Origin of the sequence: Neomoorella sulfitireducens, assembly GCF_024733845.1 — a bacterium.
In the GTDB taxonomy this organism is placed as follows: Bacteria; Bacillota; DSM-521; order Neomoorellales; family Neomoorellaceae; genus Neomoorella; species Neomoorella sulfitireducens.
The window spans coordinates 474,331-497,988 of the sequence record NZ_JANRHG010000001.1; the positions used below are offsets into that span (position 1 = coordinate 474,331).

A 23,658-nucleotide genomic window follows, 5' to 3' on the forward strand; every position below is an offset into this window, starting at 1 on the left:
TTACATCCTTTCCGGGGCACTTACCCCAAGGAGGTGCAGGACGTTGCGTAAGGTTATGCGCGTGGCTTCCACCAGTACCAGGCGCGCCTTTCTTAACTCCGGGTCATCGTCCAGGACGCGACAGGTGGTATAAAAGCTGTGGAACAGGCCGGCCAGGTCATGGGCGAAACGGGTAAGCCTGTGGGGCTCCAGGGCCTGGGCCGCCCCCACCACTGTTTCCGGCAACGCGGCAATCTGCTTGATTAGTTCCACTTCCGCCGGCTCCTCCAGGAGTTCCAGGCGGGCTTCCCGGGCAGGGGGAACCTCCATGCCCCTTTCCTTTGCCAGGCGCAGGATGCTGCAGATACGGGCATGGGCGTACTGGACGTAAAAAACGGGGTTGTCGGCCGTCTGCGACCGGGCCAGGTCCAGGTCAAATTCCAGGTGGCTGTCGCTCTTCAGCATGACGAAGAAATAACGGGCGGCGTCCCGGCCTACTTCGTCGATCAACTCGTTCAAGGTTACATAATGACCGGTTCGCTTGGACATGCGCAGGACTTCACCGCCCTGGTAGAGGCGGACGAGCTGCATGAGGACCACTTCCAGGCGTCCGGGATCGTAACCAAGGGCCTGGAGGGCCCCTTTCAGGCGGGCCACATGACCGTGATGATCGGCGCCCCAGATATTGATGACCCGTTCAAAGCCCCGTTCGAATTTATTGCGGTGGTAGGCAATATCGGCCGCAAAATAGGTAGGCAGGCCATTCTTACGTACCACCACTTCATCTTTTTCGGCACCAAAGCGGGTGGCTTTAAACCACAGGGCGCCGTCCTTTTCATAAATATATCCGGCCCTGTCCAGGTCGGCTATGGCCCGGGCCACGGCCCCGGAATCATGGAGGGACTGCTCGCTGAACCAGACATCATAAATAACGCCGAAATCCTCCAGTACCAGGCGAATGGCGGCCAGCTTTTCCTCCAGGGCAAAACGGACCAGCATTTCCCGCCGCAGTGCCGGGTCGGCATCCAGGTACTTATCCCCGTACCGGTCCACAAAGCGCCTCACGGTTTCAACCAGGTCCTCGCCGTGATAGCCGTCGGCGGGAAGGGCGGCATCCAATCCCAGGGCCTGCAGGTAGCGGGCTTCTAGGGAAAGGCCAAAATTCTCAATCTGGTTGCCGGCATCGTTTATATAGAATTCCCGCGTGACGTCGTAGCCTGCTGCCGTCAGGAGGTTGGCAATACTATCTCCCAGGGCCGCTCCCCGGGCATTGCCCATATGCAGGAGCCCGGTAGGATTGGCGCTGACAAATTCTACCTGAACCTTAATCCCCTGGCCGATATTGGACCGGCCGTAATGGTCGTCTTCGGCCAGGACGGCAGGCAGTACCGGCAGGAACCACCGGCTGTCCAGGATAAAATTAATAAAGCCCGGTCCGGCCACCTCGATCCTGGCCACGCCGGGTTGGGGTTTTCCCAGGTGTCGCACTAAGATTTCCGCTACGTTCCGGGGTGACTGGCGGGCCTGTCTTGCCAGCAGCAGGGCCAGGTTGGCAGCAAAGTCGCCGTGAGATTTATCCCGCGGCGTCTCAATAACAAAATCAGGCAGGGTCTCAAAACTTAGCTCCCCTGCTGCCCGGGCGGCGGCAGCGGCATCACGCAGCGCCGCAGCCAACCGCCTTTTGGTTTCCTGTAATATGTTCACGCCTTACCTGTACTCCTTTGCAAATTGGATGTGAGAGGTGTGGAGTGGAAGATAAGAGCTCCCGGCAGTCCGGGACCCAACTAAAGTAGTCCTTTACCTCTTCACATCTTCCACCGGTGAATGTGTAACCGCCACGAACCGTACCTGTTCCGTCCCCCGCTTGCCTGTAAGCCGCCGGAGACGGCGGGATTTCACACGAAACTCTCCAGGTGCTCGACAGTAATCTCTAGCCGGTTATCGCTGATTTTTTCCTGGTCGACCTGCAATTCATACTCTAGATTAATACTTCCGCCCCGTTCTGTCAAGTCAACTTCTACCTTTGAAGGTAAAACGGTAATCTTCATGGTACCATAAGGAGTTACATAGAAACCGGCATTCAAAATACCGGCCTCAAAAGTTGTTTTTTGTTCGGCCATACCCATGCGGTTCAAGGTTACCCGGCGGGGTTCGACCTTTAAAGCTGTTGTGGTACCCTCCATTCCCGACAGGCTGGTTTCATTGTAAAGGATGTAGTAGTGTTGATCCCTGATGAAGAAGCGACCTTCGGTAACCAGCTCGATGGAATCCTTCTCCCCCAGCTCGTTGGTCTGGGTGCCCTTTACCTTTACCAGTACGTCCTTCTTCAAGCCATGCACATCCCTTCGGGATTTTTGGGATCCTGGAGTTATTATTCTCCAGAAAAGAAGGATTTCCTTTTTATTTTTAATGATAATTTAACAATTCTTTTTGTTAATTATACCCTGCGATAACAATTGTCTCCTAATAAAAAAGGCCCCCTACCGGGACCTTAAATGGGCTGCCGTTAATTGCCTGCCGCCCCGGCCGGCAAGGAACCCTTTACCAGGAGGGAGCCGGCCGGTGCCAGGCCGCGGCCGACGGCCAGGGCTACCGGCGCCAGCTCGCCCATAAGGCGGTCAAAGGTTTCCGGGTGCAGGGACTGGGGGCCGTCGCAAAGGGCCCGGGCCGGGTCGGGGTGTACTTCAATGAGCAGCCCGTCGGCGCCGGCGGCCACGGCAGCCCGGGCCATGGGTAGAACCAGGCGCCAGCTACCCGTACCGTGGCTCGGGTCTACGACTACCGGCAGGTGGGAGTTTTCTTTTACCACAGCTACGGCCGCCAGGTCCAGGGTGAAACGGGTAGCCGTCTCAAAGGTGCGTATCCCCCGCTCGCATAAAATCACGTTGGCATTGCCGCTATCCAGGATGTACTCGGCCGCCATGAGCCACTCTTCGACGGTAGCTGCCAGGCCGCGCTTCAACAGGATGGGTTTACCGGTTGCCCCGGCTTCCTTCAGGAGGCGGAAATTCTGCATATTGCGGGCACCAATCTGGATGGCGTCGGCATATTCGGCTACCAGGGACACGTCCCGGGTATCAACGGCTTCGGTGACAAAGGGTAACCCCACTTCTTCCCGTACCCGGGACAGCATTTTGAGACCTTCTTCCTCCAGTCCCTGGAAGGCATAGGGTGATGTGCGCGGTTTAAAGGCGCCGCCGCGCAGGATCTGGGCCCCGGCGGCTTTAACGGCCTGAGCTGTGGCTAAAAGCTGTTCCTCGCTTTCCACGGCACAGGGACCAGCCATAACCACCAGACCGCGGCCGCCCACCGGTACCCCGCCGACCCGCACTAAAGTGGGGGTTTCCTTGAGTTCCCGGCTGACCAGTTTGTAGGGCTTCATAATGGGGACGATTTTTTCCACGCCGGGCAGGTTGATGATGGCTTCGGAACTGAGGGCTTTTTTGTCGCCAATGGCACCGATAACCGTCTTCTCCTGGCCATAAATGGGGTGGGTCTTAAAACCCAGCTCCACCAGGCGCTCGCTGACTGCCTCAATCTGTTCCCGGGTTGCTCCCGGTTTCATAACGATGATCATGTTCCTTCCTCCCATCCTCCAATAACGGTAAAATAAAAACTCCCCGTCCCAGGGACGAGGAGTTATACCCGCGGTACCACCCTATTTGGCTGCCCGTGCAGCCCCCTCATTACAGGGTACGGGAAAAAGAAGCCTCGGCGAAAACGGAGCGCCGGAAACCTTTAGCATCCTTTCCGATACCCCCTCCCTTTTAACGGCGGGAGCTCCGGCCCGGCCTACCCAGCCGGTTACGACCGGCCTTCAGCCTGCTCCTCCGGGGAGAACTTCAGCTCTAGCTTCCCGGCCGGTCTCCCACCACCACCGGCTCGCTGGGCAGGTCGCTAAAGCCTACTTTTCCCCTTCACGGGATTTTCCTTGTCAGGTTGTGTAAGGTTAATTTAACAGATGGACGGGGCCGGCGTCAAGGGGTAAAAGAAAGTTCCTCCAGGGTTTTGCCCTTTGTCTCAATACCCAGGACGAGCATCCCTAAGGCAGTGGCGACGAAGACGGCCGTAAAGATGAAGAAGATCACCGGATAGGCTGCCGCCTGGCCCATGAGGACGATCATCTGCCCCACCATCAGGGGAGCCAGGATGGCACCAATACGGCCGCAGAAGGACGCCCAGCCGGAGCCGGTAGCCCGGATGGCCGTGGGATAAAGTTCCGGTGTATAGGCGTAAAGGACGCCCCAGGCTCCCAGGTTAAAGAAGTAGACTGCCAGGCCCCAGAGAATGAGCTGGCCCGTGGTGGTGCTCAGGGAGAACATATAGGCCGCCACCCCGCTCATGGCCAGGTAGGTTACCAGGGTGGCTTTACGGCCGATTTTTTCTACCAGGTAGGCGGCACTAAAATAGCCCGGCACCTGGCCCAGGGTCATGATTAAAACATATTCAAAGCTCTTGATAATGGCAAACCCCCTGCCTACCATGAGGGACGGAAGCCAGGTTACAATTCCGTAGTAGGAGAAGTTAATACCAAACCATAAAAGCCACAGGCAGAGGGTACGCCGGAAATAACGCCGCGACCAGAGATCCCTGAAGGTTACACGGGCTGCAGTTTCCCCCTCCCTTTCCGGGCCGGGTAGTATTTCTCCCGCAGGCCCGCTGCTGCTCTTTTCCACCATGGCTACTACTGCTTCAGCCGCATCTACTCTACCTATCTTCTCCAGGTAACGGGGGGATTCCGGCAGGGAGCGCCGGAGGACGGCAGCATAGAGTGCCGGCAGGGCGCCGATAAAGAAGGCCGGGCGCCATCCCCACCGGGGTACGGCCAGGTAGCCTATCAGGGCAGCGGCAATCCACCCAAAAGCCCAGAAGCTTTCCAGCAAGACCGCCATGCGGCCCCGGTACCTGGCCGGTGAAAATTCGCTCATTAAAGTAAAAGCTACCGGTATCTCGGCACCCAGGCCCAGGCCAACCAGGAAGCGCAAAAACATTAACCAGGGGTAATTAACTGCCATCCCTGCCAGAAAAGTAGCTACACCATAAAAAATTAGAGTGTAAGTGAAGACCTTTTTGCGGCCCAGGCGATCACCTAAAGTGCCGCCTGCCACTGCCCCCAGGCCCATCCCTAAAAGCCCAATGCTGCCCAGGGCTCCCATCTGGGCGGCAGAAAGCTGCCATTCTTTAGCCACTGCGGGCAAAACAAAGGAGATTAAGCCTACATCCATAGCGTCAAAAAGCCAGCCGATGCCGCAGATAAAAAGCAGTTGATAATGAAAGCGCCCTAAAGGAAGTCCTTCTAAACGGCGGGAAATACTCAACGAACTTTTCCCTCCTTAGCGTCATGAAGATGCAACAGCCTTATCTTATCACATGTAAAGATAGGTGTAAATACAGTTAAGTAATTAGAGTTTTAAAAGCAAAAGCGCCTCCTTCACGCAACCGGAAGCGCCATTTATTCAAAAGGTGGCCGGCTTCTTTAATAGTGATAGGTCTCCCCGCGCTGGATTTTATAGGCCCGGTAGAGCTGTTCAAGGAGGATCAAGCGCATGAGCTGGTGCGGGAAAGTAAAGCGCGAAAAAGAGAGGCGCAGGTCTGCAGTTACCAAAATGTCCCGGGCCAGGCCCAGGGTGCCGCCAATGACAAAGGCCAGGTTGTTGCGCCCGGCAAGGGCCAGTTCGGCAAGCTTAGCGGCCAGTTCTTCCGAAGACAGCATCAGGCCTTCCCGCTCCAGGGCAATGGTGTAAACACCCGGGCGCAGGAAACGCCGTAAACCTTCTGCTTCAGCGGCCACGGTCTGCTCCACCAGGGCCGGATGCAGAGGCGCCGGCACCTTGCCTTCGGGGCCTTCAAGGATGCGTACCCTGGCATAGGGCTGCAGTCGTTTTAAGTACTCGTTTATCCCGGCAACCAGGTATTGCTCGCGTACCCGGCCCACGGCCACAATGTCAATATGTTGCATGCTCTTTTATTTCGACGGCAGTTCTCCCAGGGTTACTGTAAAATCAAGCTGTTTTCTGCCGTTCAGGCGCACGGCAGTTAAAGTTACTTTATCCCCCGGCGATTTTTTATTAACCTGTCCCTGGATGTCGCTGTAGCTCGTCACCTTGTTGTTGTCTACGGCGACAATGACATCGCCTACCTGCAGCCCGGCTTTAGCCGCCGGGCCATCATTAAAAATGCCGCCGATATATACCCCCTCCGGAATATTATACCACCTGGCCATCTCCGGGGTAATATCCTGGAGGTTATATACGCCCAGGAAGGGATGGGTAACGTAGCCGCGGGTCAAAATCTGGTCGATAATGGGCCGTACATCATTGATGGGTATGGCAAACCCCATACCTTCCACCCCGCTGGCGGCTATTTTTACGCTGTTTATGCCGATAACTTCCCCCTTCAAATTTACCAGGGCGCCGCCGCTGTTCCCGGGGTTGATGGGGGCGTCGGTCTGCAGGGTACGCAGGGTTATCTCTACCCCCCTGGGACCGGGCACCGTCACTTCCCGGTTCAAGGCACTGATAACCCCCACGGTTACCGAACGGGCAAATTCCCGCCCCAGGGGATTGCCAATGGCAACTACGGTTTCTCCTACCTGGACGGCGCTTGAATCTCCCAGGCGGGCCTGGGGCAAGTTAACTCCTTTAACCTGCAAAACCGCCAGGTCGCTGCGCTCATCGACGCCTATGACTGTTGCCGGGTATACCCGTTCATGATCGAGGCTGACGGTGACCCTCCCTGCGCCGGCGATAACATGGTTATTGGTGACAATATAGCCGTTAGCGCCGTCAAAAATGACCCCTGAACCCTGTTTTATCGCCCCTTCCACGGTAAAGCTGCGGCCCGTCATCGCCGCCACCCCCACGACCGTGGGCCCTACCTGCCTGGCAATGGTAACTACCGGAGAAGAGTCAGTAAACTGGACCGGTTGTCCCGCCGGCGGAGTCAGGGGTACTGCCGATTGGGGGACCGGCACCAAGGGGCGCTGCAGCAGGCGGGGAGCCGTAATAACGGCCAACCCGGCACCGAGGACCGCACCTAAAGAAAACAGCACGACCAGTGCCAGGACCCGCACGTATTTTAAGGTACCGGACAAATGAAGGCGCAAAATAATACCCCCTAGCATCAAAGAAGGTTGTTTACCGGCTACCAGTTCTAATATTACCTGCCGACCCCTGCTTTATTATTTAAAAACTAAAAAAGCCCCTGGAAGAAATTCCAGGGACGAAAAACTTAGAAGGGGATGAACGGGCAGTTTAATGTCATGCCCGGGACTATCTACTGTGACCGCCGGAACAGTGGGCCACAGGAGATGTGATGTTTTTGTGAAGTAAAATTAAAGGCCTTGTGAAAACTTGTTGGCAGGAAATTCCCGGGTAAAGGCTTCTTCAAAGGCAGCAATGCCGGTACCCAGGACTTCCCGGAAAGCCCCGTCAGTGGTGGCTCCCCGGCCTAGAAGTTCCAGGATCCGGCGTAAAGCCGGTAAACCTCCCCGTTCCATCAGGTAGTCAACCATTAAAAAGGACTGGCGGTAAGCCAGGGACTGGTCAGGAAGATTGTCGAAACCATAATCCATAACCTCTAAGGGATACCAGCCGTCAGCTCCCCCGGAACCCGGCATGATAAAGCCGGTAAGTTCCTTTTCCACATACTGGGCAATGCCTTCCGTCAGCCAGCGCGGGTAGTTTCCCCGTGTCTTCTCATCTACCAGGAGGTGGGCCAGTTCATGGGCTACAGGCCCGGAAGTCGTAAAAATACGGGCAATCTCATCCAGGTTGCTGCCCGGCGCCCAGTCCAGGGGTGAGAGGATACGAATAACCCCGCCCCAGTAAACCCCCATGGCGCTTTCGCTGGCAGCCCAGCCAAACTGGTACGCAAGGCTTTCACGGTCCGGGTAAAGGATAATTAAAGTTTTACCGTGCGGTTCATGATCTAACATTGCCCCTGCCGGGCTATAAACTTCCTCGGCATTTTCCAGGACCATGGCGGCAATAGCAGCATCCTCCTGCTGGTAGCGGAGGCGAAAGTGTGTGCTCTCTATCTCCAACCAGTTGCTTGTCTGCCAGGCTGCATGTCCCGCCGCGACCTGGCGAACCAGGTTATAACTTAAGGTTCGCGGCAGAGCAGTAGTACGCGCCAGGATAACCCCTGCAACTGCCAGGACAGCCAGGCAGCCAACAGTAATTACCTGCCACCAGTGTTGTAACAAGTTTCTCCCCTCCCCCGGGGCCTCTCCCATTTCGATTATACTATATACCCGGTGGCAGCTTCACTGGTAATGGGTGTAAAAATCCGGGGCCGCCCGGCCCCGGATGCCAGAGAATAAATTTACTTTACTTCATAACCGGCTCCCGTTATCGCCCTTTTCATCTCTTCCAGGGTTACCTTGCCGGGATCATAAGTAACGCGGGCCGTCTTGGCCGCCAGGTCAACTGCTGCTGCCGTAACGCCTGCCAGGCCTTTCAGTGCCTTTTCCACGCTCATTTTACAGTGGTTACAGCTCATCCCCTCGACCTGCAGGACAGCTTCCGCCATCTCTCCACCCCCTTACTCCCCATGGGTATTTTAAATATAAATTATAACTTTTTACTCCTGCTTTTTACAGGCCGGACAGGTAACGCTCAGCCGCCATGGCCGCCACTGCCCCGTCGCCTACAGCCGTGCTAACCTGGCGGAAATCTTTGGCCCGTACGTCGCCGGCGGCAAAAACACCGGGAATGGATGTGGCCAGGTTCTCGCGGGTCACTATATATCCCAGGTCATCCAGGGCCAGGGCTCCTTTAAGAAAACCGGTATTCGGCTCCGTGCCGATAAAAATAAAGACCCCGTCAAAGGCTTCTTCCCCGGTTACCCCGCTTATTACGTCCTTTAACTCCACGCTTTCGACTTTTTCTTTGCCCTTTACCTTCGTTACAACGGTATTCCAAGAGAAATTAATTTTGGGATTGTCACGGGCACGCTCCTGTAATACTTTTGTCGCCCGTAAGGTGTCACGGCGGTGAATAATGGTGACCGTACTGGCAAAACGGGTTAAGAAGAGGGCTTCTTCCACCGCCGAATCGCCGCCGCCGACGACAGCGACCTTTTTATCCCGGAAGAAGGCGCCGTCGCAGGTGGCGCAGTAGGAAACTCCCCGGCCGCGGAATTCTTCTTCTCCCGGTACCCCCAGGGGACGCGGGTGGGCCCCGCTGGCGATTATTACCGCCCGTGCGGTAAACTCACCGCTCCCGGTATAAACTTTTTTAATCTCACCGGCCAGATCAACACCCTGGACAGTTGTCGTTTCTATCCTGGCGCCAAACCGCCCCGCCTGTTCGGCAAACTTCATGGCAAGTTCCATGCCGCTAATGCCTTCGGGAAATCCGGGATAATTTTCAATCCTGTCCGTCAACCCGGCCTGGCCGCCGGGAACTCCCATCTCCAGCACCACGGTATCCAGGCCCCCCCTGGCGGCGTAAAGGGCCGCCGTCAACCCTGCCGGGCCCGCGCCGATAATAAGCAAGTCATGTGGCATCTTGCCTGCCTCCCCCAAAAATACCCTGTTACGGGTAAATTTTAAATTCATATGGTTGTACTTTGGCTATATTATGTACCTGCCAGCAATCCGCCATGCTATTTAATTTTACTATAGTAATTATACGCCCTTACTTTTAACCTGGCAAGTCCGGGCAAGTAAAAACCCCGGGGCTTGTCCCCGGGGTTGGCAATAAAAAGCTAATCTAAATATCCGGACGGGTTACGGAAACTGCCGTTAACCAGGACTTCAAAATGCAGATGGGGTCCGGTAGTACGGCCGCTGACCCCCACGTAACCGATAACTTCTCCCCGGCTTACCTGCTGGCCTACGCGGACGTTATAGCCGGATAAGTGGGCGTACCGGGTCACCAGCCCTTCACCGTGATCAATGGTAATCATCCGCCCGTAACCGCCGTCATAACCGACAAAGGTTACCTTGCCGGCCTCGGCCGCTCCCACCGGCTGGCCGATGTAGCCGCCGATATCCATACCTGAATGAAATTCCCGCCCGCGGTAACCGTAGGGAGAAGTAATGGTCCCACGGATGGGCCATGCCAGGCGGCCGGAGCCGCCGCTACGGGAGGCCAGGACTACCCGTGTCCCCCGTTCTACTATTTTCGTTAACGGCTCTTTCAGCACCTGCTCCTGGAGAACTTCCTTTTCAACCTGAACGCCGTTCCGGGTTACAATCCGGTAAGTAACCAGCCTTTCACCCTCTGACCCCGCCTGTATTACCCTTTCCTGTCCCCGCAGGAGTTCGCTATTATTTTCAACTTTCACTTTGTAGGGGACAGGCTCTTTCACTTCCTGGCTGTAGACGACCATTACCTGCAGGAGGGGCTTTCCCTTAGTGAGCTTCAAGCGCTGGCCGATGTCCAGGCGGTCGCCCTGGAGTTCCGGGTTAGCAGCCTTAATATCCTCCACCAGTAGCCCGTGTTCCCGGGCTATGGCCCACAGGGAATCCCCTTCTTTAACAACATATTCCTCGCTCACCGTCGCAGTCCCCTTGAGCTTTTCCAGGGCCTCTTCCGGGGTCAAAATTTCTTCCGGCCGGGCTGTCCGGTGCTCAAAGGTTATTTCCTCTAAAAACTTGACCTCCTGGACATCCCCGCTTCCCGGCGGCGGCAGGTAGGCTTGCTTTAATTGAGCCAGGACTGCATCTGCCGTGCTGTCATCCCGCACGGCAAGCTCGGGTTGACCGTTAATGGTTATTACTGTTGCTGCTGCCGCAAGATGCAGTTTCTCCTTTAGGATATCTTTTAATGCCCGATCATCCATGATGTCCTGACGGGCAACGCGTATTTTTTGGTAATCGATTTGGTCGGCAACCTGCAGGCCCTGATAGCTTCCTGCCCCGCTTTCCTGCAGGATTTCCTGGATGATCCGGTCGGCATCTGCCCGGCTGTTTACTACTGCTACTTGATTTCCGTTGACCATAACAGCCCAGGAATTAGGAGCAGTCAGCTGGTACCCGGTAACCAGCAGCAACAAGCCCCCGGCCAGGATGCAGCTAATAGCCCATAACCTATTTTTATCCCTGTATGTTTCTTTCCAGCGTGCCGGCCATTCCTTAATAAAGCGACCTGCTCCGGCCACCAAATCCGGCAGCTTACCCGGCGGCGGCAATGACATTCCTCCTCTCCCCGGAATAGGGCAGGGCCTATTACCCTGTTTTTTCCCCTAAATATTCTACCTCTGCAGCCAGGAATCCTCCCCATTTAGTAATTTTTTTATCTTTTTTTAACTATGCTGGATCAATCTTAATATTTCAGGCACCAAGGGCTTTTTTAACCTGCACGTAAAGGGCCGCTTCCAGGCGTATTTTCTGGATGGCACAGGGTACAGGCGCCGGTTCCTGCAAATTGCCAGTAACGGCCAGGTTGGCCGCATGACAGCCGCCGCTGCAGTAGAAGCGAGCCCAGCAACGGCTGCAGGCCGGCTGGTTATATACATGGGCCTGGCGAAATTCTTCCTGTATTTCCGGCCGCAAGATCCCCTGGCGTACATTGCCGAGACAGTATTCCCTTTTCCCCACCAGCTGGTGACAGGGATAAAGGGCACCCCCGGGGTCAACAGCCAGGTAACTGGTACCCGCACCGCAACCGGTAAGCCTTTTGGTGAGGCAGGGACCGGTCGCAGGGTTAATGTTAAAGTGGAAAAAGTTAAAGGGTTTACCTTTAGACCTCGCCTCCAGGTAGGCCTGTGCCAGGTGACGGTATTCCGTGGCCAGGAGCGGCAGGTCCTCCTCCCTAATAGCATATTCTTCTCCGGGGGTGGCTACCACCGGTTCCAGGGACAGGTAACGAAATCCTAATTCAACCATATGCAGGATGTCCCTGGTAAAATCCAGGTTCTGGCGGGTAAAAGTCCCCCGCACCCAGTAGTCGCCGCCCTCATAGGCAGCGACTAGATGCTGTTCCCTTGGAACCACCAGGTGATAGCTTCCCTGGCCGGTTAGAGTCCGCCGGTTATGGTTATGAACTTCCGGGCGCCCGTCAAGGCTTAAAATAACGCTTATCTGATTGGCAACAAGGTATTCCTCGACGGCCGGCGTCAAGCCCAGGCCGTTGGTGGTCAGGGTAAAGCTAATTTTTTTCCCTGCGGCTGCTGCCTTTTCCCGGCCGTAAGTTACCAGGGCTTGCACAACGTTAAAATTCAGCAGCGGTTCCCCGCCGAAGAAGTCGACTTCGACCCGGGGCCGGGCGCCGGAGGCCTTGAGAAGCAAATCCAGGGCCTGGTAGCCCGTGTCCAGGTCCATTAAGCCCCGTTCACCGCCAAAGGGTCCCCCGCCGGCAAAGCAATAGCGACAACGCATATTGCAGTCATGGGCTACGTGCAGGCAAAGGGCCTGGAGTAGAGGTTGCGGCGGCCGGTAATCCCGGCCAACTTCGTCAACGGTAAAAAGCGTCCCTTCAGCCTGCCTGCTTGCCAGCTCCCGGCAGACTTCCAGGACTGTGTCGGCACCCCACTGCTCAAAAGACCGGGGCAGGATAGTAGGCCAGTCGGCTGCGGTATAGTTACCGCGAACTCCCTGCAACCGCAATTCTTCCAGGACGGCCCGGGTGGGGGCATCGATTATATGCACGGCGCCGCTATTCACGTCCAGGAGCAGGCAGAGGTCTTCAAAGTCGAACCAGTGGACGTCTGCCTGCCAGTCAACGTTTTGAAGATGTAGGGATGGCAAGATCATATTCCTCCTGATAACAAAAGCCCGACCATGATAGTCGGGCCTTGGGGCTTACTTCTTCTCTTTACGTTCACAGGGCTGGTTGCTGACGGTAATGGAAGTCTTGCAGGCCGACTGGCAAGAAACATGACAATTGCCACAGCCGCCCTGCCTGGTGCTCTCCTGCAGGCGGGGCGTAAAGACCGTCTTGATGTGCACCTTAAACACCCCTCTTTAGCGTTTGGAGAATTGCGGCGCCTTGCGGGCTTTCTTCAAGCCGTACTTTCTTCTTTCCTTCATCCGCGGGTCGCGGGTGAGGAAACCATTGCTTTTCAGTACCGGGCGCAAATCGGCGTCAGCCTGCAACAGCGCCCTGGCGATGCCCATCCTGATGGCACCGGCCTGACCGCTGGTCCCGCCGCCCTCTACTTTAGCCAGGACGTCAAAGCGGCCCGCATTATTAGTTACTTCCAGGGGGCGGCGTACCTGCATGGCCAGGATCTGCTGGTTGAAATATTCGTCGAGGGGGCGGCCGTTAACTAGCACCCGGCCCTCGCCGGGAACCAGGTACACCCGCGCCACGGCATTTTTCCGCCTACCCGTGCCGTAAAATTGAACCTGGGCCATAGTTTTCCCCTCCTTCTCTTATTCCCTGATCTCCCAGACTTCAGGCTGCTGGGCCGCATGGGGATGGCCATCGCCGCGGTAAACCTTGAGCTTTTTAATCATTTGCCGGCCCAGGCGATTGTGGGGGATCATCCCTGCCACGGCCTTCTCAATGGCTCGTTCGGGAAAAGTCTTTAAAAGCTGGGCATAGTTCATAACCTTTAAACCACCGGGGTAGCCGCTGTGGCGGATATATTTCTTTTGCAGGGGCTTTTTGCCGGTAAGGCGGACTTTCTCAGCGTTAATGACGATCACGTGGTCGCCGCAATCCACATGGGGGGTAAAGATGGGCTTATGTTTACCCCTGAGAAGGCGGGCGGCTTCGGTGGCCACGCGGCCCAGGGTTTTCCCCGCCGCGTCAATAACATACCACTTGCGCCCCACCTCATGTGGTTTGGCCATAAAGGTGGTCATTTTCTCCCTCCTGTTCCTGTTACGCAATTATTTTAAGCAATTAACTGCCGCAAGTCAAGAAATTAGTACGCTACCTTTTCCAGGCACAGCCCGTGGGGCGGGGCCGTCGGGCCGGCCTTTTCCCGGGAACGGGCGGCAATTATACCCGGAATATCCTCCGGCAGCAGCCGGCCCCTGCCGATTTCCACCAGGGTACCGGCCATAATCCTTACCATATGATAGAGAAAACCGTTGCCCACCACGTCAAAAAAAATGAAATTTCCCTGGCGGTGCATGGACGCCGCTACCTCGCGTTCAAACCGGCGTACCGGGCTGCCGGCGGCGCAAAAGGAGCGAAAGTCATGGCGGCCCGTAAAATAACTTGCGCCCCTGGCCATGGCAGCATAGTCAAGGGGATAACGGACCTGCCAGCTGTAGCGCCGGCTGAAAACATCAGGAAGGTTATGGTTATAGATTGTATAGCGGTACCATTTCCAGCGTGCGCTATAACGGGCATGAAATTCCGGCGGCACTTCCTCGGCGTCCAGGGCGGCAATATCTCCGGGCAGCAGGCTATTCAGGGCCAGGGGCCAGCGCTGCAACGGTATGCGGCTGGAAGTATAGAAGCTGATTACCTGTCCCCTGGCGTGGACCCCGGCATCCGTCCGCCCTGCAGCTACCGGGTAGATCCTTTCCCCTGTCAGCTTTTTTAAAGCGGCAGCCACAATACCCTGGATGGTCGGCCCGTGGGCTTCCGGCTGCACCTGCCAGCCGGCGTAATTGGTGCCGTCATAGGCCAGGGTAATTTTAAGGTGCGGCATGGGTGGAAGTTAGCCTCCCAATTCATTAACGGTACTTATACACCTAACTGCCAAAACCCAGCCGGTAATAGGCTGTCCCGGCGACCAGGAGGACGGCTAACAGAAGGAAAATATAGTCCGCCGGCTTGAAATGGAGTTCCCGCATCCTGGTACGGCCTTTGCCTCCCCGGTAGGCACGGGCTTCCATGGCTTCGGCCAGGCCTTCGGCCCGGCGAAAGGCGCTTATAAATAGCGGGATGATAAGGGGCATCAGGTTTTTAACCTGGCTGCCCCGGAAGGTAGCCCCCCGGGCAACCTGGGCCCGCATAATCCGCTCGGCCTCTTCCAGGAGGGTGGGCACGAACCTGAGGGCCAGGGTCAGCATCAGGGCCAGTTCGACAGACGGCAGGCCAAACCTCTGTCCCGGTCGCAGCAACCGCTCCAGGCCGTCGGCCAGGGCCAGGGGGTCGGTCGTCGCCATGAGTACCGAGGCCGCCACAATCAGGAAAAACACCCTGGCCAGGGCCATAATGCCGTAATCCAGCCCCTCCCTGGTTATCCTGAGCGGGCCTATCGCGGCAATTATTTCTCCCGGTGTCAGGGCAACCTGGAGGAAAAAAATAATTACCAGGAACACCAAAAGGGGCTTTAGCTGGCGCCAGATAAAGGATGGCGCAAGACCGGCCAGCACAATCACCGGTAAAATGGCTGCACCGGTGAGGCTTGCCGTGATGCCCGTCGGCGCTAACAGGAGGGCGAGGCCGTAAAAAAACAGGCCCAGCAGTTTGGCCCGGGGATCCAGGTAGTGGATGCAACTGGTCCCCGGGATATATTGCCCCAGCTCAACCATCATAAAGCTATGCTCCCAGCCAGGCCAGGATTGCCGCGCGGGCTTCAGCAAGGGTAAAGATTTCCGGGCTTACCGGGGCCCCCCGGCGTTGCAGTTCCTGCATCAGGCGGGTCAGGGGTGGGGGAATAAGGCCATAGGTTTTTAAAGCTTCACCCTGGCGAAAAATTTCCCGCGGCGTACCTTGAAGTGCCACCCGTCCCTGGTATAAAACTATAACCTGCCGGGCCATCGCGGCTACCTCGGCCATATTATGCGAGATTAGAACTACTGCCTTTCCTGGCCGCCGGTAAAAGGAACGGATAACGCCCAGGACCTGCTCGCGGCCGGCCGGGTCAAGGCCGGCCGTCGGTTCATCCAGGATCAGGACCTCCGGGTCCATGGCCAGGACACCGGCAATGGCCACCCGCCGCTGCTGTCCACCGCTTAACCTGAAAGGCGAGTGCCCCCCTATTTTTTGCGGGTCCAGGCCTACAGCCCGGAGGGCTTCTTCAACCCTGGTTTCAAGTTCGCTGCCGGTAAAGCCAAGATTCCCCGGGCCAAAGGCCACATCATCGGCCACCGTTTCGGCAAAGAGCTGCTGCTCTGGTTGTTGAAAAACCATGCCCACCTTGTGCCAGGCCGAATGGGTTTTCCCTTTACCTCGTCCCCGGACGGGCTTCCCGTCCAGTATGACCCGGCCTGCCACCGGTTCCAGCAGGCCGGCCATCAACATGGCGAGGGTTGATTTCCCCGAACCGCCGGACCCAGTAATGGCCAGGAAGTCGCCGGGAGCAACCCTGACATTGATGCTTTCCAGAACCGGCAATGGCCTGTCGCCGACTTTGTAGGCAAAACTCACTTCCCGGAGGCTAATTTCCATAAGGCCCGGGCCATCTCCTCCACCGTAACTATACTGGCCGGCAATTTCACCCCTGCCTGCCTCAAGCTCTTACCCAGGGCGACAATCGCCGGCGCTTTCAGCCCCGCCTTCGCCAGCCCCTCCTCCTGCTGCAGTACATCAGCAGGAGGGCCGGACAGGATTATGCGCCCTTCGTTCAGGACCAACATCCGTTCTGCCAGGGCTGCCTCTTCCATAAAATGGGTAATGAGAATAACGGCCAGTCCCTTTTCCCGGCGTAAGGCCAGTACCTTTTTAAGCACTTCTTCCCGGCCTACGGGGTCCAGCATGGCCGTTGCCTCGTCAAGAACCAGGTATACAGGCTCCATGGCCAGGACACCGGCCAGGGCCAGGCGTTGTTTCTGGCCGCCGGAGAGGCGGTGGGGAGGCCTCGTCTTTAAATCTGCCAGCTCCACGGCCTCGAGGGCGGCCGCAACCCGCTGCCTGACAGCAGCCGGCGGCAACCCCAGATTTTCCGGCCCGAAGGCGACGTCATCTTCAACGGTGGCGGCCACCAGCTGGTTATCGGGATCCTGAAAGACCATGCCTACCCGGCGGCGGATCTCGACCAGGGAGGCTGCATCAGCGGTATCCAGCCCGTCTACCAGGACGCGGCCTTTCCCGGGCCGCAGCAGGCCGTTAAGCAGCCGGGCCAGGGTTGATTTGCCGGAGCCGTTTGGTCCCGTAATGGCCAGGAATTCGCCCGGCCTAATAGTCAGGCTGATATTTTCCAGGGCTGGTTCCCTTGTTCCCGGGTAGAAAAAAGTAACGCCCTGGACCTCAATCATCGCTTACACCAGCTCGATGCGGACCATTGGCGCGCCGTCACCCTGCCGGAAACCGGTCTTGATTATCCGGGTATAGCCCCCGTTTTTGTCCTGGTAGCGCGGGCCTATCTCTTTGAACAATTTCGAGACCACATCTTCGTCCAGCAGGTAGGCCAGGGCCTGGCGCCGGGCGTGGAGGTCGCCCCTTTTGCCCAGGGTAATCATCTTTTCGGCCAGGCTTCTGAGCTCCTTGGCCCGCATTTCGGTGGTTTCTATTTTACCTTCCCGCAAAAATGAAGTAACGATATTGCGCAGCATCATTTTGCGGTGGCCGGACAGGCGTCCTAATTTCCGGTAGCCCATCAAAGTGTCACCCCTTTACCCATCGCTCTGTCGCAGGGACAGGCCCAGTTCGGCAAGTTTCTGTGTAACTTCTTCCAAGGATTTTTTACCCAGGTTGCGTACCTTCATCATGTCTTCTTCCGTACGCTGTAGAAGCTCACCGACGGTATTAATGCCCGCCCGCTTCAGGCAGTTGTAAGAACGCACCGACAGATCAAGTTCCTCGATGGACATGTCCATGAGGCGATCCCGGCTCTCCTCTTCCTTCTCCACCAGAGTTACTTCATCGCTGACGCGTTCCGTTAAACCTAAAAAAAGGCGTAAGTGTTCGATAAGAATCCTGGCTGCCGAGCTCACTGCCTCATCGGGGGCAATGGTACCGTCAGTCCATACCTCCAGGGTAAGTTTGTCATAGTCGGTAACCTGTCCTACCCGGGTGTTTTCCACCTGGTAGTTTACTTTATGGACTGGCGAAAAAAGGGAATCGATGGGAATAATCCCGATAGGCTGGTCCTCTTTTTTGTTTTTTTCCGCACTGACGTAGCCCCGGCCCTTTTCTACCGTCATTTCGATAAACAGGCGGCCGCCTTTTTCTATGGTGGCAATGTGCAGGTCGGGGTTCAGGACTTCGACGTCCGCATCAGCAATAATATCGGCAGCTGTAACTTCGCCTTCGCCTTCAGCCTCAATCCTTATCACCCTGGGCTCTTCGCTGTAGAGCTTCAGGGCCAGGGACTTGATGTTTAAAATAATCTCCGTGGTGTCCTCCACTACCCCGGGAATGGTAGAAAACTCATGGAGAACTCCTTCAATTTTAACCGTAGTTACAGCCGCCCCCGGCAGTGAGGAAAGAAGAATCCGCCGCAGGGAATTACCCAGGGTAATTCCATATCCCCGTTCAAGGGGTTCGACTACAAAACGCCCGTATTTGTTGGAGATCTCCAGGCAATCAATCCTGGGCCTTTCAATTTCGAGCATTGTTCCCCTCCTTCTCGTGAGCTCATCCAGCCGTAAATTTACTTGGAGTAGAGCTCGACGATGAGGTGTTCTTGCACCGGTACATCAATCTGTTCCCGCGTCGGCAGGGAAAGAACGTGTCCTTCTAATGCTGCCGGGTCGGCTTTTAGCCAGGCCGGGACCGACCGGTGCGTTGCCGCCGCGGCGATCTCTTTGAAAAGGGAGCTTTCCTTGCTCTTTTCCCGGACGGCTATGACATCCCCGGGCCGTACCAGATAAGAAGGAATGCTCACCTTCTTGCCGTTGACGGTGAAATGGCCGTGCCGGACCAGTTGCCTGGCCTGGGTACGGGAATCAGCAAAGCCCAGGCGATAAACAACATTGTCCAGGCGCCTCTCCAGGAGCACAAGTAAATTTTCACCGGTAACGCCTTTCATCCGCTCGGCCTTTGCAAAGTAGTTGCTGAACTGGCGCTCCAGGATGCCATAGATACGGCGTGCCTTTTGTTTTTCCCTTAACTGCAGGCCGTATTCGGAAAGCTTTTTCCTTGCCTGGCCGTGCTGTCCGGGAGCATAAGACCGCCTGGTTATGGCGCATTTATCTGAATAGCAGCGATCGCCTTTAAGGAAAAGCTTTTGGCCTTCCCGCCGGCACAGGCGGCAGGTAGCATCTTTATACCTTGCCAAAGTATTACCTCCTCTGTAAGTCGCATGCTTCATAATGAAGACGTGTTCCTGCGACCCGAACCTCAAAAACTCCTGTTACACGCGGCGCCGCTTTGGTGGCCGGCAGCCGTTATGGGGAATAGGAGTCACATCTTTAATAACGCTTACTTCGAGCCCTGCGGCCTGCAGGGAACGAATGGCAGCCTCCCGGCCGGCTCCCGGTCCTTTTACATAACACTCTACTTCGCGCATGCCGTGCTCCATTGCCTGCTTGGCAGCTGCTTCGGCCGCCATCTGGGCGGCAAAAGGCGTGCTTTTACGAGATCCTTTAAAACCCATAGTCCCGGCACTGGCCCAGGCAATGGTATTGCCGTTTTTATCTGTTATGGTGACCAGGGTATTATTGAAGGTTGACTTTATATGGGCCACACCGCTTTCAACATTTTTTCGTTCGCGCCGGCGTGGCCGGGTGGTCTTCCTTGGCATCGCTTCTCCCCCTTACTTCTTGCGCCGCACGCCCACTGTCTTACGAGGCCCTTTACGCGTGCGGGCATTGGTCTTGGTACGCTGGCCGCGCACCGGCAGCCCCCGGCGATGGCGCAGGCCCCGGTAACAGCCGATTTCCATCAGGCGCTTGATATTTAAGGCGACTTCCCGGCGCAAATCCCCTTCAACGGTTATATTTTTATCGATATATTCGCGGAGCCGGTTAACTTCTTCATCCGTCAAATCCTTAACCCTGGTGTCCGGGTTAACGGCTGTTGCCGCCAGGATTTTATTTGCTGTCGGCCGGCCGATGCCGTAAATATAAGTGAGGGCGATTTCCACCCGCTTGTCCCGGGGAAGGTCTACCCCGGCGATCCTTGCCATTTACGCTTTACCCCCTGTCTATCCCTGTTTTTGCTTGTGCTTGGGATTTTCACAAATAACCATTATTCTGCCCTTGCGTTTGATGATCTTGCATTTCTCGCAAATAGGCCGCACTGAAGGCTTAACTTTCAAACTAAACCCTCCCAGCTTATTTATAGCGGTAAACGATGCGTCCCCGGTTAAGGTCATAGGGTGATAATTCCACCATTACCCGGTCACCCGGCAAAATACGGATATAGTTCATCCGGATCTTACCGGAGACATGGGCGAGCACCCGGTGCCCATTGGCCAGCTCTACTCGAAACATGGCATTGGGCAGGGGTTCGATCACCTTGCCTTCTACTTCAATGACATCCTCTTTGGCCAAATAAACCCCTCCTTATCAAGCCTGCTCAGTTTCTAAGAGCTGGGCAATAGCCCGCCGTACTTCGGCATCGGTAACTGTCTCTCCCTGTTTTAACCGTTCAGCAATAGGTGCCGCCACCCGGTTAACCGCCTGGACATGGAGGATATTTTTCAGCTTGGGTTTGCTGGTTCGTCGTAGGCGGCCGTCCACAAGGTAAACCCGGCCCGGCCCGGCAAGCTGCCATACCAGAAATGGACGCCCCCGGTCACGCCCAGCCCGGGAATACACCAGTTGTCCCACCTTTAATTCACCTGCCGGCATAACCTTCGCCTCACCTGCCAGTCAAAGTAACGTCAGGATTTCCGGCCCGTTATCCGTCACGGCTACCGTATGCTCAAAGTGCGCCGAAGGTTTCTTATCCCTGGTCACTACTGTCCAGCCATTGGCCAGGGTATAAACCTCATGGGTACCGGCATTAACCATGGGTTCGATGGCCAGGACCATCCCCGCCCGGAGGCGGGGGCCGTAACCCGGAGGACCAAAATTAGGGACCTGGGGGTCTTCATGCATCGCCCGGCCAATACCGTGGCCCACATAGTCACGTACCACCGAGAGGCCATTTTTTTCAACATGGGTCTGGATAGCGTGGGATATGTCAGTTAACCGGTTACCTGCTATTGCCTGCTTGATGCCTTCATAAAGGGCGGCTTCGGTAACTGCCAGCAAATGCCGTTTTTCTGCATCAATAGCGCCGACTGGAAAAGTAGCCGCAGCGTCGCCAACATATCCATTTTTTACCGCACCGATGTCAATACTAATAATATCTCCCTCGGCCAGCTGCTTTAAACCTGGAATGCCGTGGACTACTTCCTCATTTACGGATGCGCAAATACTGGCCGGGAAACCCTGATAACCTTTAAAAGCTGGCACGGCACCTTTTTCCCGGATATAATCCTCAGCTATCCGGTCCAGTTCAGCTGTAGTTACCCCGGGAACGATATGGTCTTTGAGTTTAGCAAGGACCTGGGCTACGATCCGCCCCGCTTCCCGCATCAGGGCTATCTCACCACGCGATTTTAAAACAATCATTACCAGTCTCTTCCCAGGGCTTTACCTATTGATCGGGTTACGGTCGTTATGTCCCGGCTACCGTCAATTTCCTTTAAAAGGCCGCGCCGGCGGTAGTAGTCAATCAGGGGCGCCGTTTGCTCCACGTAAACGTCCAACCGCCTGCTGACGGTAGCGGCGGTATCGTCAGCCCGCTGGATGAGCTCGCCGCCGCAGGCATCGCATTTGCCGGTTTCACGGGGGGGGTTAAACTGGAGGTGGTAGGTGGCCCCGCACCGGCGGCATACCCGGCGCCCGGTCAGTCGTACCATGAGTTCTTCCCTGGGCACTTCAATATCAATAACGGCATCCAGCTTTTCTTTTTTTCCGGCCAGCCAGGCATCCAGGGCTCCGGCCTGGGCTACCGTCCGGGGAAACCCGTCCAGCAGAAATCCCTGCCGGCAGTCGGGCTTGCTCAGTCGTTCCTGGACCAGGCCAATGGTCACGGCATCGGGTACCAAGCTCCCGCTTTGCAGGTATTTTTCAGCCTGGCGTCCCAGTTCGGTACCTTCCTTGATGGCCTGGCGAAACATATCCCCGGATGAGATGTGGGGTATACCCACGTGCCGGCATATTATTGCGGCCTGGGTACCCTTGCCGGCCCCGGGCGGCCCCAGCAATACCAAACGCATTCTTTTTAGCACCCCCGGTATTTATTTCATAAACCCCTGGTAATGTCGCAGTAACAGGTGGGACTCCAGTTGTTTCATGGTTTCCAGGGCCACACCGACTACAATCAGGAGGGATGTGCCCCCGAAATACACATTTATACCGGTAAGAGCCATCATAATATTTGGTAATACGGCGATAAAGGCGAGAAAAATCGCCCCTGCCAGGGTTATCCGGGTTAAGATCCGTTCAATATATTCGGCAGTCGGCCGGCCCGGTCTCAGGCCCGGGATAAAGCCGCCGTACTTCTTCATGTTGTCGGCCACGTCCTGCGGGTTAAAGGTTACGGCCGTATAGAAATAGGTGAAGAAGATGATCAGCAGCGCATAAAGGAACATATAGAATGCCGACCGCGGGTCAAAAAACCTGACTACAGCCTGGGCCAGGCTGTTGTGCGGAAACCACGATGCCAGGGTGCTGGGAAAAAGCAGGATGGACATGGCGAAGATCACGGGAATAACCCCGGCCTGGTTGACCTTTAAGGGGATATGGGTGCTCTGGCCGCCGTAAATCCTCCTGCCTACCACCCGCTTGGCATACTGTACGGTAATCCGGCGCTCCCCCTGTTGCATGGCTACTACTGCGGCGATAATTAAGATGGCAATGACGGCAAAGAAAATTAATGATATAATACTTACTTCCCCGGAAACCAGATACTGGTAAAGGCTGGCGGCCCCTGCCGGCAGGCGCGAAACAATGCCGGCAAAAATAATCAGGGAAATGCCGTTACCAATACCCTTTTCCGTGATTAATTCCCCCAGCCACATGAGGAAGGCCGTTCCTGCTGTGAGCATTACCGCCACTACCAGGTAATTATGCAGGCCGGGTTTTAAGAAAGCACCTGAGCGTGCCAGGTACAGGGCCATACCCAGGGCCTGGAGAAGGCCTAAAATTACCGTGCCGTAACGGGTATACTGGACAATTTTCTTGCGGCCTTCAACATCTTCTTTCGCCAGCCGCTCCAGGGCCGGGATGACCACCGTCAGGAGCTGCATAATAATCGAGGCATTGATGTATGGCATGATGCCCATGGCAAATACGGTAAATCGCTTGAAAGCCCCGCCGGAAATAACGTCAAAAAATCCAAGGATTGTCCCGCCCCGGACTAATTCTGCCAGGACGGCGTTATTGATCCCGGGCAGGGGTACATGGGCGCCAAGACGGAAGACAATAAACATCATCAGGGTAAAAAATATCTTCTTCCGCAGGTCCTCCAGCTTCCAGGCGCTGGCTAGGGTATTTAACACTTACATCACCTCAACTTTGCCGCCGGCTGCCTCGATTTTGGCAATGGCCTGGCGGCTGGCAGCCTGAACCCTGACGGTCAGGGGTTTGGTTATTTCCCCTTCGCCCAGTATTTTGACCCCGTCCCTGGCCTGCTTTACCAGGCCGGCCCGGGCCAGGACTTCCGGTGTCACGACAGTTTCCGCTTCAAATCGTTCCAGTTCACCGACATTAACAACCGTTAACTCGCGGGCAAATTTATTGGTAAAACCCCTTTTGGGCAGGCGGCGGCTCAAGGGCATCTGGCCACCTTCAAAGCCCCGGCGGACGCCTCCCCCGGAACGTGCTTTTTGCCCTTTATGACCACGGCCGGAAGTTTTGCCAAGTCCGGACCCGATACCCCGCCCTACCCGCGTAGGTTTAAACCTGGAACCGGGCGCTGGACGTAATTCATGCAGGCGCACCCC

30 protein-coding genes and 1 other annotated feature are annotated in these 23,658 nt (G+C 56.1%); all 30 genes read right to left on the bottom strand.

The annotated features are described in order from the left end of the window. Positions 1-1,683, bottom strand: coding sequence for an arginine--tRNA ligase (argS, locus tag NWF31_RS02230; RefSeq protein WP_258358864.1), 1,683 nt, complete (start codon positions 1,681-1,683; stop codon positions 1-3). 191 nt (positions 1,684-1,874) lie between these two features. After that, the gene (locus tag NWF31_RS02235; protein WP_258358865.1) at positions 1,875-2,309 is read right to left on the bottom strand and encodes a YwiB family protein; all 435 of its coding nucleotides are present in this window, start codon (positions 2,307-2,309) and stop codon (positions 1,875-1,877) included. 176 nt (positions 2,310-2,485) lie between these two features. Beyond that, entirely contained in the window at positions 2,486-3,556 is a 1,071-nt protein-coding gene (gene aroF, locus NWF31_RS02240; RefSeq protein WP_258358866.1) for a 3-deoxy-7-phosphoheptulonate synthase, read from the bottom strand. Between the two features lie 47 nt (positions 3,557-3,603). Continuing rightward, positions 3,604-3,909 (bottom strand) — a binding site (T-box leader). 47 nt (positions 3,910-3,956) lie between these two features. Continuing rightward, on the bottom strand, positions 3,957-5,297 hold the full coding sequence (locus NWF31_RS02245; protein WP_258358867.1) for an MFS transporter: 1,341 nt from the start codon (positions 5,295-5,297) through the stop codon (positions 3,957-3,959). Positions 5,298-5,455: 158 nt separating this feature from the next. Beyond that, entirely contained in the window at positions 5,456-5,938 is a 483-nt protein-coding gene (locus NWF31_RS02250) for a 23S rRNA (pseudouridine(1915)-N(3))-methyltransferase RlmH (protein ID WP_258358868.1), read from the bottom strand. A 6-nt stretch (positions 5,939-5,944) separates the two neighbouring features. Next, a complete protein-coding gene (locus NWF31_RS02255; RefSeq protein WP_258358869.1) occupies positions 5,945-7,084 on the bottom strand; it encodes a S1C family serine protease in 1,140 nt (379 codons plus the stop codon). Positions 7,085-7,312: 228 nt separating this feature from the next. After that, entirely contained in the window at positions 7,313-8,185 is an 873-nt protein-coding gene (locus tag NWF31_RS02260) for a peptidase MA family metallohydrolase (protein WP_258358870.1), read from the bottom strand. 119 nt (positions 8,186-8,304) lie between these two features. Then, positions 8,305-8,511, bottom strand: a complete 207-nt coding sequence (locus NWF31_RS02265; RefSeq protein WP_258358871.1) for a copper ion binding protein — start codon at positions 8,509-8,511, stop codon at positions 8,305-8,307. Between the two features lie 64 nt (positions 8,512-8,575). Beyond that, positions 8,576-9,490 (bottom strand): thioredoxin-disulfide reductase, encoded by a 915-nt coding sequence (trxB, locus tag NWF31_RS02270; protein WP_258358872.1) that lies wholly within the window; start codon positions 9,488-9,490, stop codon positions 8,576-8,578. 200 nt (positions 9,491-9,690) lie between these two features. Further along, positions 9,691-11,118, bottom strand: a complete 1,428-nt coding sequence (locus NWF31_RS02275; protein WP_258358873.1) for a M23 family metallopeptidase — start codon at positions 11,116-11,118, stop codon at positions 9,691-9,693. Positions 11,119-11,260: 142 nt separating this feature from the next. Continuing rightward, on the bottom strand, positions 11,261-12,676 hold the full coding sequence (gene scfB / locus NWF31_RS02280; protein WP_422880227.1) for a thioether cross-link-forming SCIFF peptide maturase: 1,416 nt from the start codon (positions 12,674-12,676) through the stop codon (positions 11,261-11,263). 54 nt (positions 12,677-12,730) lie between these two features. Then, positions 12,731-12,877 carry a six-cysteine ranthipeptide SCIFF gene (gene scfA, locus NWF31_RS02285; protein ID WP_258358875.1) on the bottom strand — a complete coding sequence of 49 codons (147 nt, stop codon included), beginning with the start codon at positions 12,875-12,877 and terminating at the stop codon, positions 12,731-12,733. A 15-nt stretch (positions 12,878-12,892) separates the two neighbouring features. Further along, positions 12,893-13,285: a 30S ribosomal protein S9 gene (gene rpsI / locus NWF31_RS02290; RefSeq protein ID WP_258358876.1), complete on the bottom strand. Its 393-nt coding sequence runs from the start codon at positions 13,283-13,285 to the stop codon at positions 12,893-12,895. Positions 13,286-13,303: 18 nt separating this feature from the next. After that, positions 13,304-13,738, bottom strand: a complete 435-nt coding sequence (gene rplM / locus NWF31_RS02295) for a 50S ribosomal protein L13 (protein WP_258358877.1) — start codon at positions 13,736-13,738, stop codon at positions 13,304-13,306. A gap of 62 nt (positions 13,739-13,800) precedes the next feature. After that, positions 13,801-14,538, bottom strand: coding sequence for a tRNA pseudouridine(38-40) synthase TruA (gene truA, locus NWF31_RS02300; protein ID WP_258358878.1), 738 nt, complete (start codon positions 14,536-14,538; stop codon positions 13,801-13,803). Positions 14,539-14,581: 43 nt separating this feature from the next. Further along, positions 14,582-15,370 carry an energy-coupling factor transporter transmembrane component T family protein gene (locus tag NWF31_RS02305; RefSeq protein ID WP_258358879.1) on the bottom strand — a complete coding sequence of 263 codons (789 nt, stop codon included), beginning with the start codon at positions 15,368-15,370 and terminating at the stop codon, positions 14,582-14,584. Positions 15,371-15,374: 4 nt separating this feature from the next. Next, positions 15,375-16,226 (bottom strand): energy-coupling factor transporter ATPase, encoded by an 852-nt coding sequence (locus tag NWF31_RS02310; protein WP_258358880.1) that lies wholly within the window; start codon positions 16,224-16,226, stop codon positions 15,375-15,377. Beyond that, a complete protein-coding gene (locus tag NWF31_RS02315) occupies positions 16,202-17,032 on the bottom strand; it encodes an energy-coupling factor transporter ATPase (protein WP_258358881.1) in 831 nt (276 codons plus the stop codon). The genes NWF31_RS02310 and NWF31_RS02315 overlap by 25 nt, the downstream gene beginning before the upstream one ends. Before the next feature lie 3 nt (positions 17,033-17,035). After that, positions 17,036-17,374 (bottom strand): 50S ribosomal protein L17, encoded by a 339-nt coding sequence (gene rplQ, locus NWF31_RS02320; protein ID WP_258358882.1) that lies wholly within the window; start codon positions 17,372-17,374, stop codon positions 17,036-17,038. A gap of 15 nt (positions 17,375-17,389) precedes the next feature. Further along, positions 17,390-18,331, bottom strand: a complete 942-nt coding sequence (locus NWF31_RS02325) for a DNA-directed RNA polymerase subunit alpha (RefSeq protein ID WP_258358883.1) — start codon at positions 18,329-18,331, stop codon at positions 17,390-17,392. 38 nt (positions 18,332-18,369) lie between these two features. After that, complete coding sequence (gene rpsD / locus NWF31_RS02330; protein WP_258358884.1) at positions 18,370-18,996, bottom strand: 30S ribosomal protein S4; 627 nt, start codon at positions 18,994-18,996, stop codon at positions 18,370-18,372. A 75-nt stretch (positions 18,997-19,071) separates the two neighbouring features. After that, a complete protein-coding gene (gene rpsK, locus NWF31_RS02335; protein WP_258358885.1) occupies positions 19,072-19,461 on the bottom strand; it encodes a 30S ribosomal protein S11 in 390 nt (129 codons plus the stop codon). A gap of 12 nt (positions 19,462-19,473) precedes the next feature. Continuing rightward, entirely contained in the window at positions 19,474-19,845 is a 372-nt protein-coding gene (gene rpsM / locus NWF31_RS02340) for a 30S ribosomal protein S13 (RefSeq protein WP_258358886.1), read from the bottom strand. A gap of 18 nt (positions 19,846-19,863) precedes the next feature. Then, the gene (rpmJ, locus tag NWF31_RS02345; protein WP_141263453.1) at positions 19,864-19,977 is read right to left on the bottom strand and encodes a 50S ribosomal protein L36; all 114 of its coding nucleotides are present in this window, start codon (positions 19,975-19,977) and stop codon (positions 19,864-19,866) included. 16 nt (positions 19,978-19,993) lie between these two features. Beyond that, positions 19,994-20,212: a translation initiation factor IF-1 gene (gene infA, locus NWF31_RS02350; protein WP_258358887.1), complete on the bottom strand. Its 219-nt coding sequence runs from the start codon at positions 20,210-20,212 to the stop codon at positions 19,994-19,996. Positions 20,213-20,227: 15 nt separating this feature from the next. Continuing rightward, positions 20,228-20,512: a KOW domain-containing RNA-binding protein gene (locus NWF31_RS02355; protein WP_258358888.1), complete on the bottom strand. Its 285-nt coding sequence runs from the start codon at positions 20,510-20,512 to the stop codon at positions 20,228-20,230. 21 nt (positions 20,513-20,533) lie between these two features. Further along, positions 20,534-21,280 carry a type I methionyl aminopeptidase gene (gene map / locus NWF31_RS02360; RefSeq protein ID WP_258358889.1) on the bottom strand — a complete coding sequence of 249 codons (747 nt, stop codon included), beginning with the start codon at positions 21,278-21,280 and terminating at the stop codon, positions 20,534-20,536. Further along, complete coding sequence (locus NWF31_RS02365) at positions 21,280-21,930, bottom strand: adenylate kinase (RefSeq protein WP_258358890.1); 651 nt, start codon at positions 21,928-21,930, stop codon at positions 21,280-21,282. Before NWF31_RS02365 ends, map begins: the two co-directional genes overlap by 1 nt. A 21-nt stretch (positions 21,931-21,951) precedes the next feature. Further along, a complete protein-coding gene (gene secY / locus NWF31_RS02370; protein WP_258358891.1) occupies positions 21,952-23,214 on the bottom strand; it encodes a preprotein translocase subunit SecY in 1,263 nt (420 codons plus the stop codon). Continuing rightward, positions 23,215-23,655: a 50S ribosomal protein L15 gene (gene rplO / locus NWF31_RS02375; protein WP_258358892.1), complete on the bottom strand. Its 441-nt coding sequence runs from the start codon at positions 23,653-23,655 to the stop codon at positions 23,215-23,217. Positions 23,656-23,658: the final 3 nt, after the last annotated feature.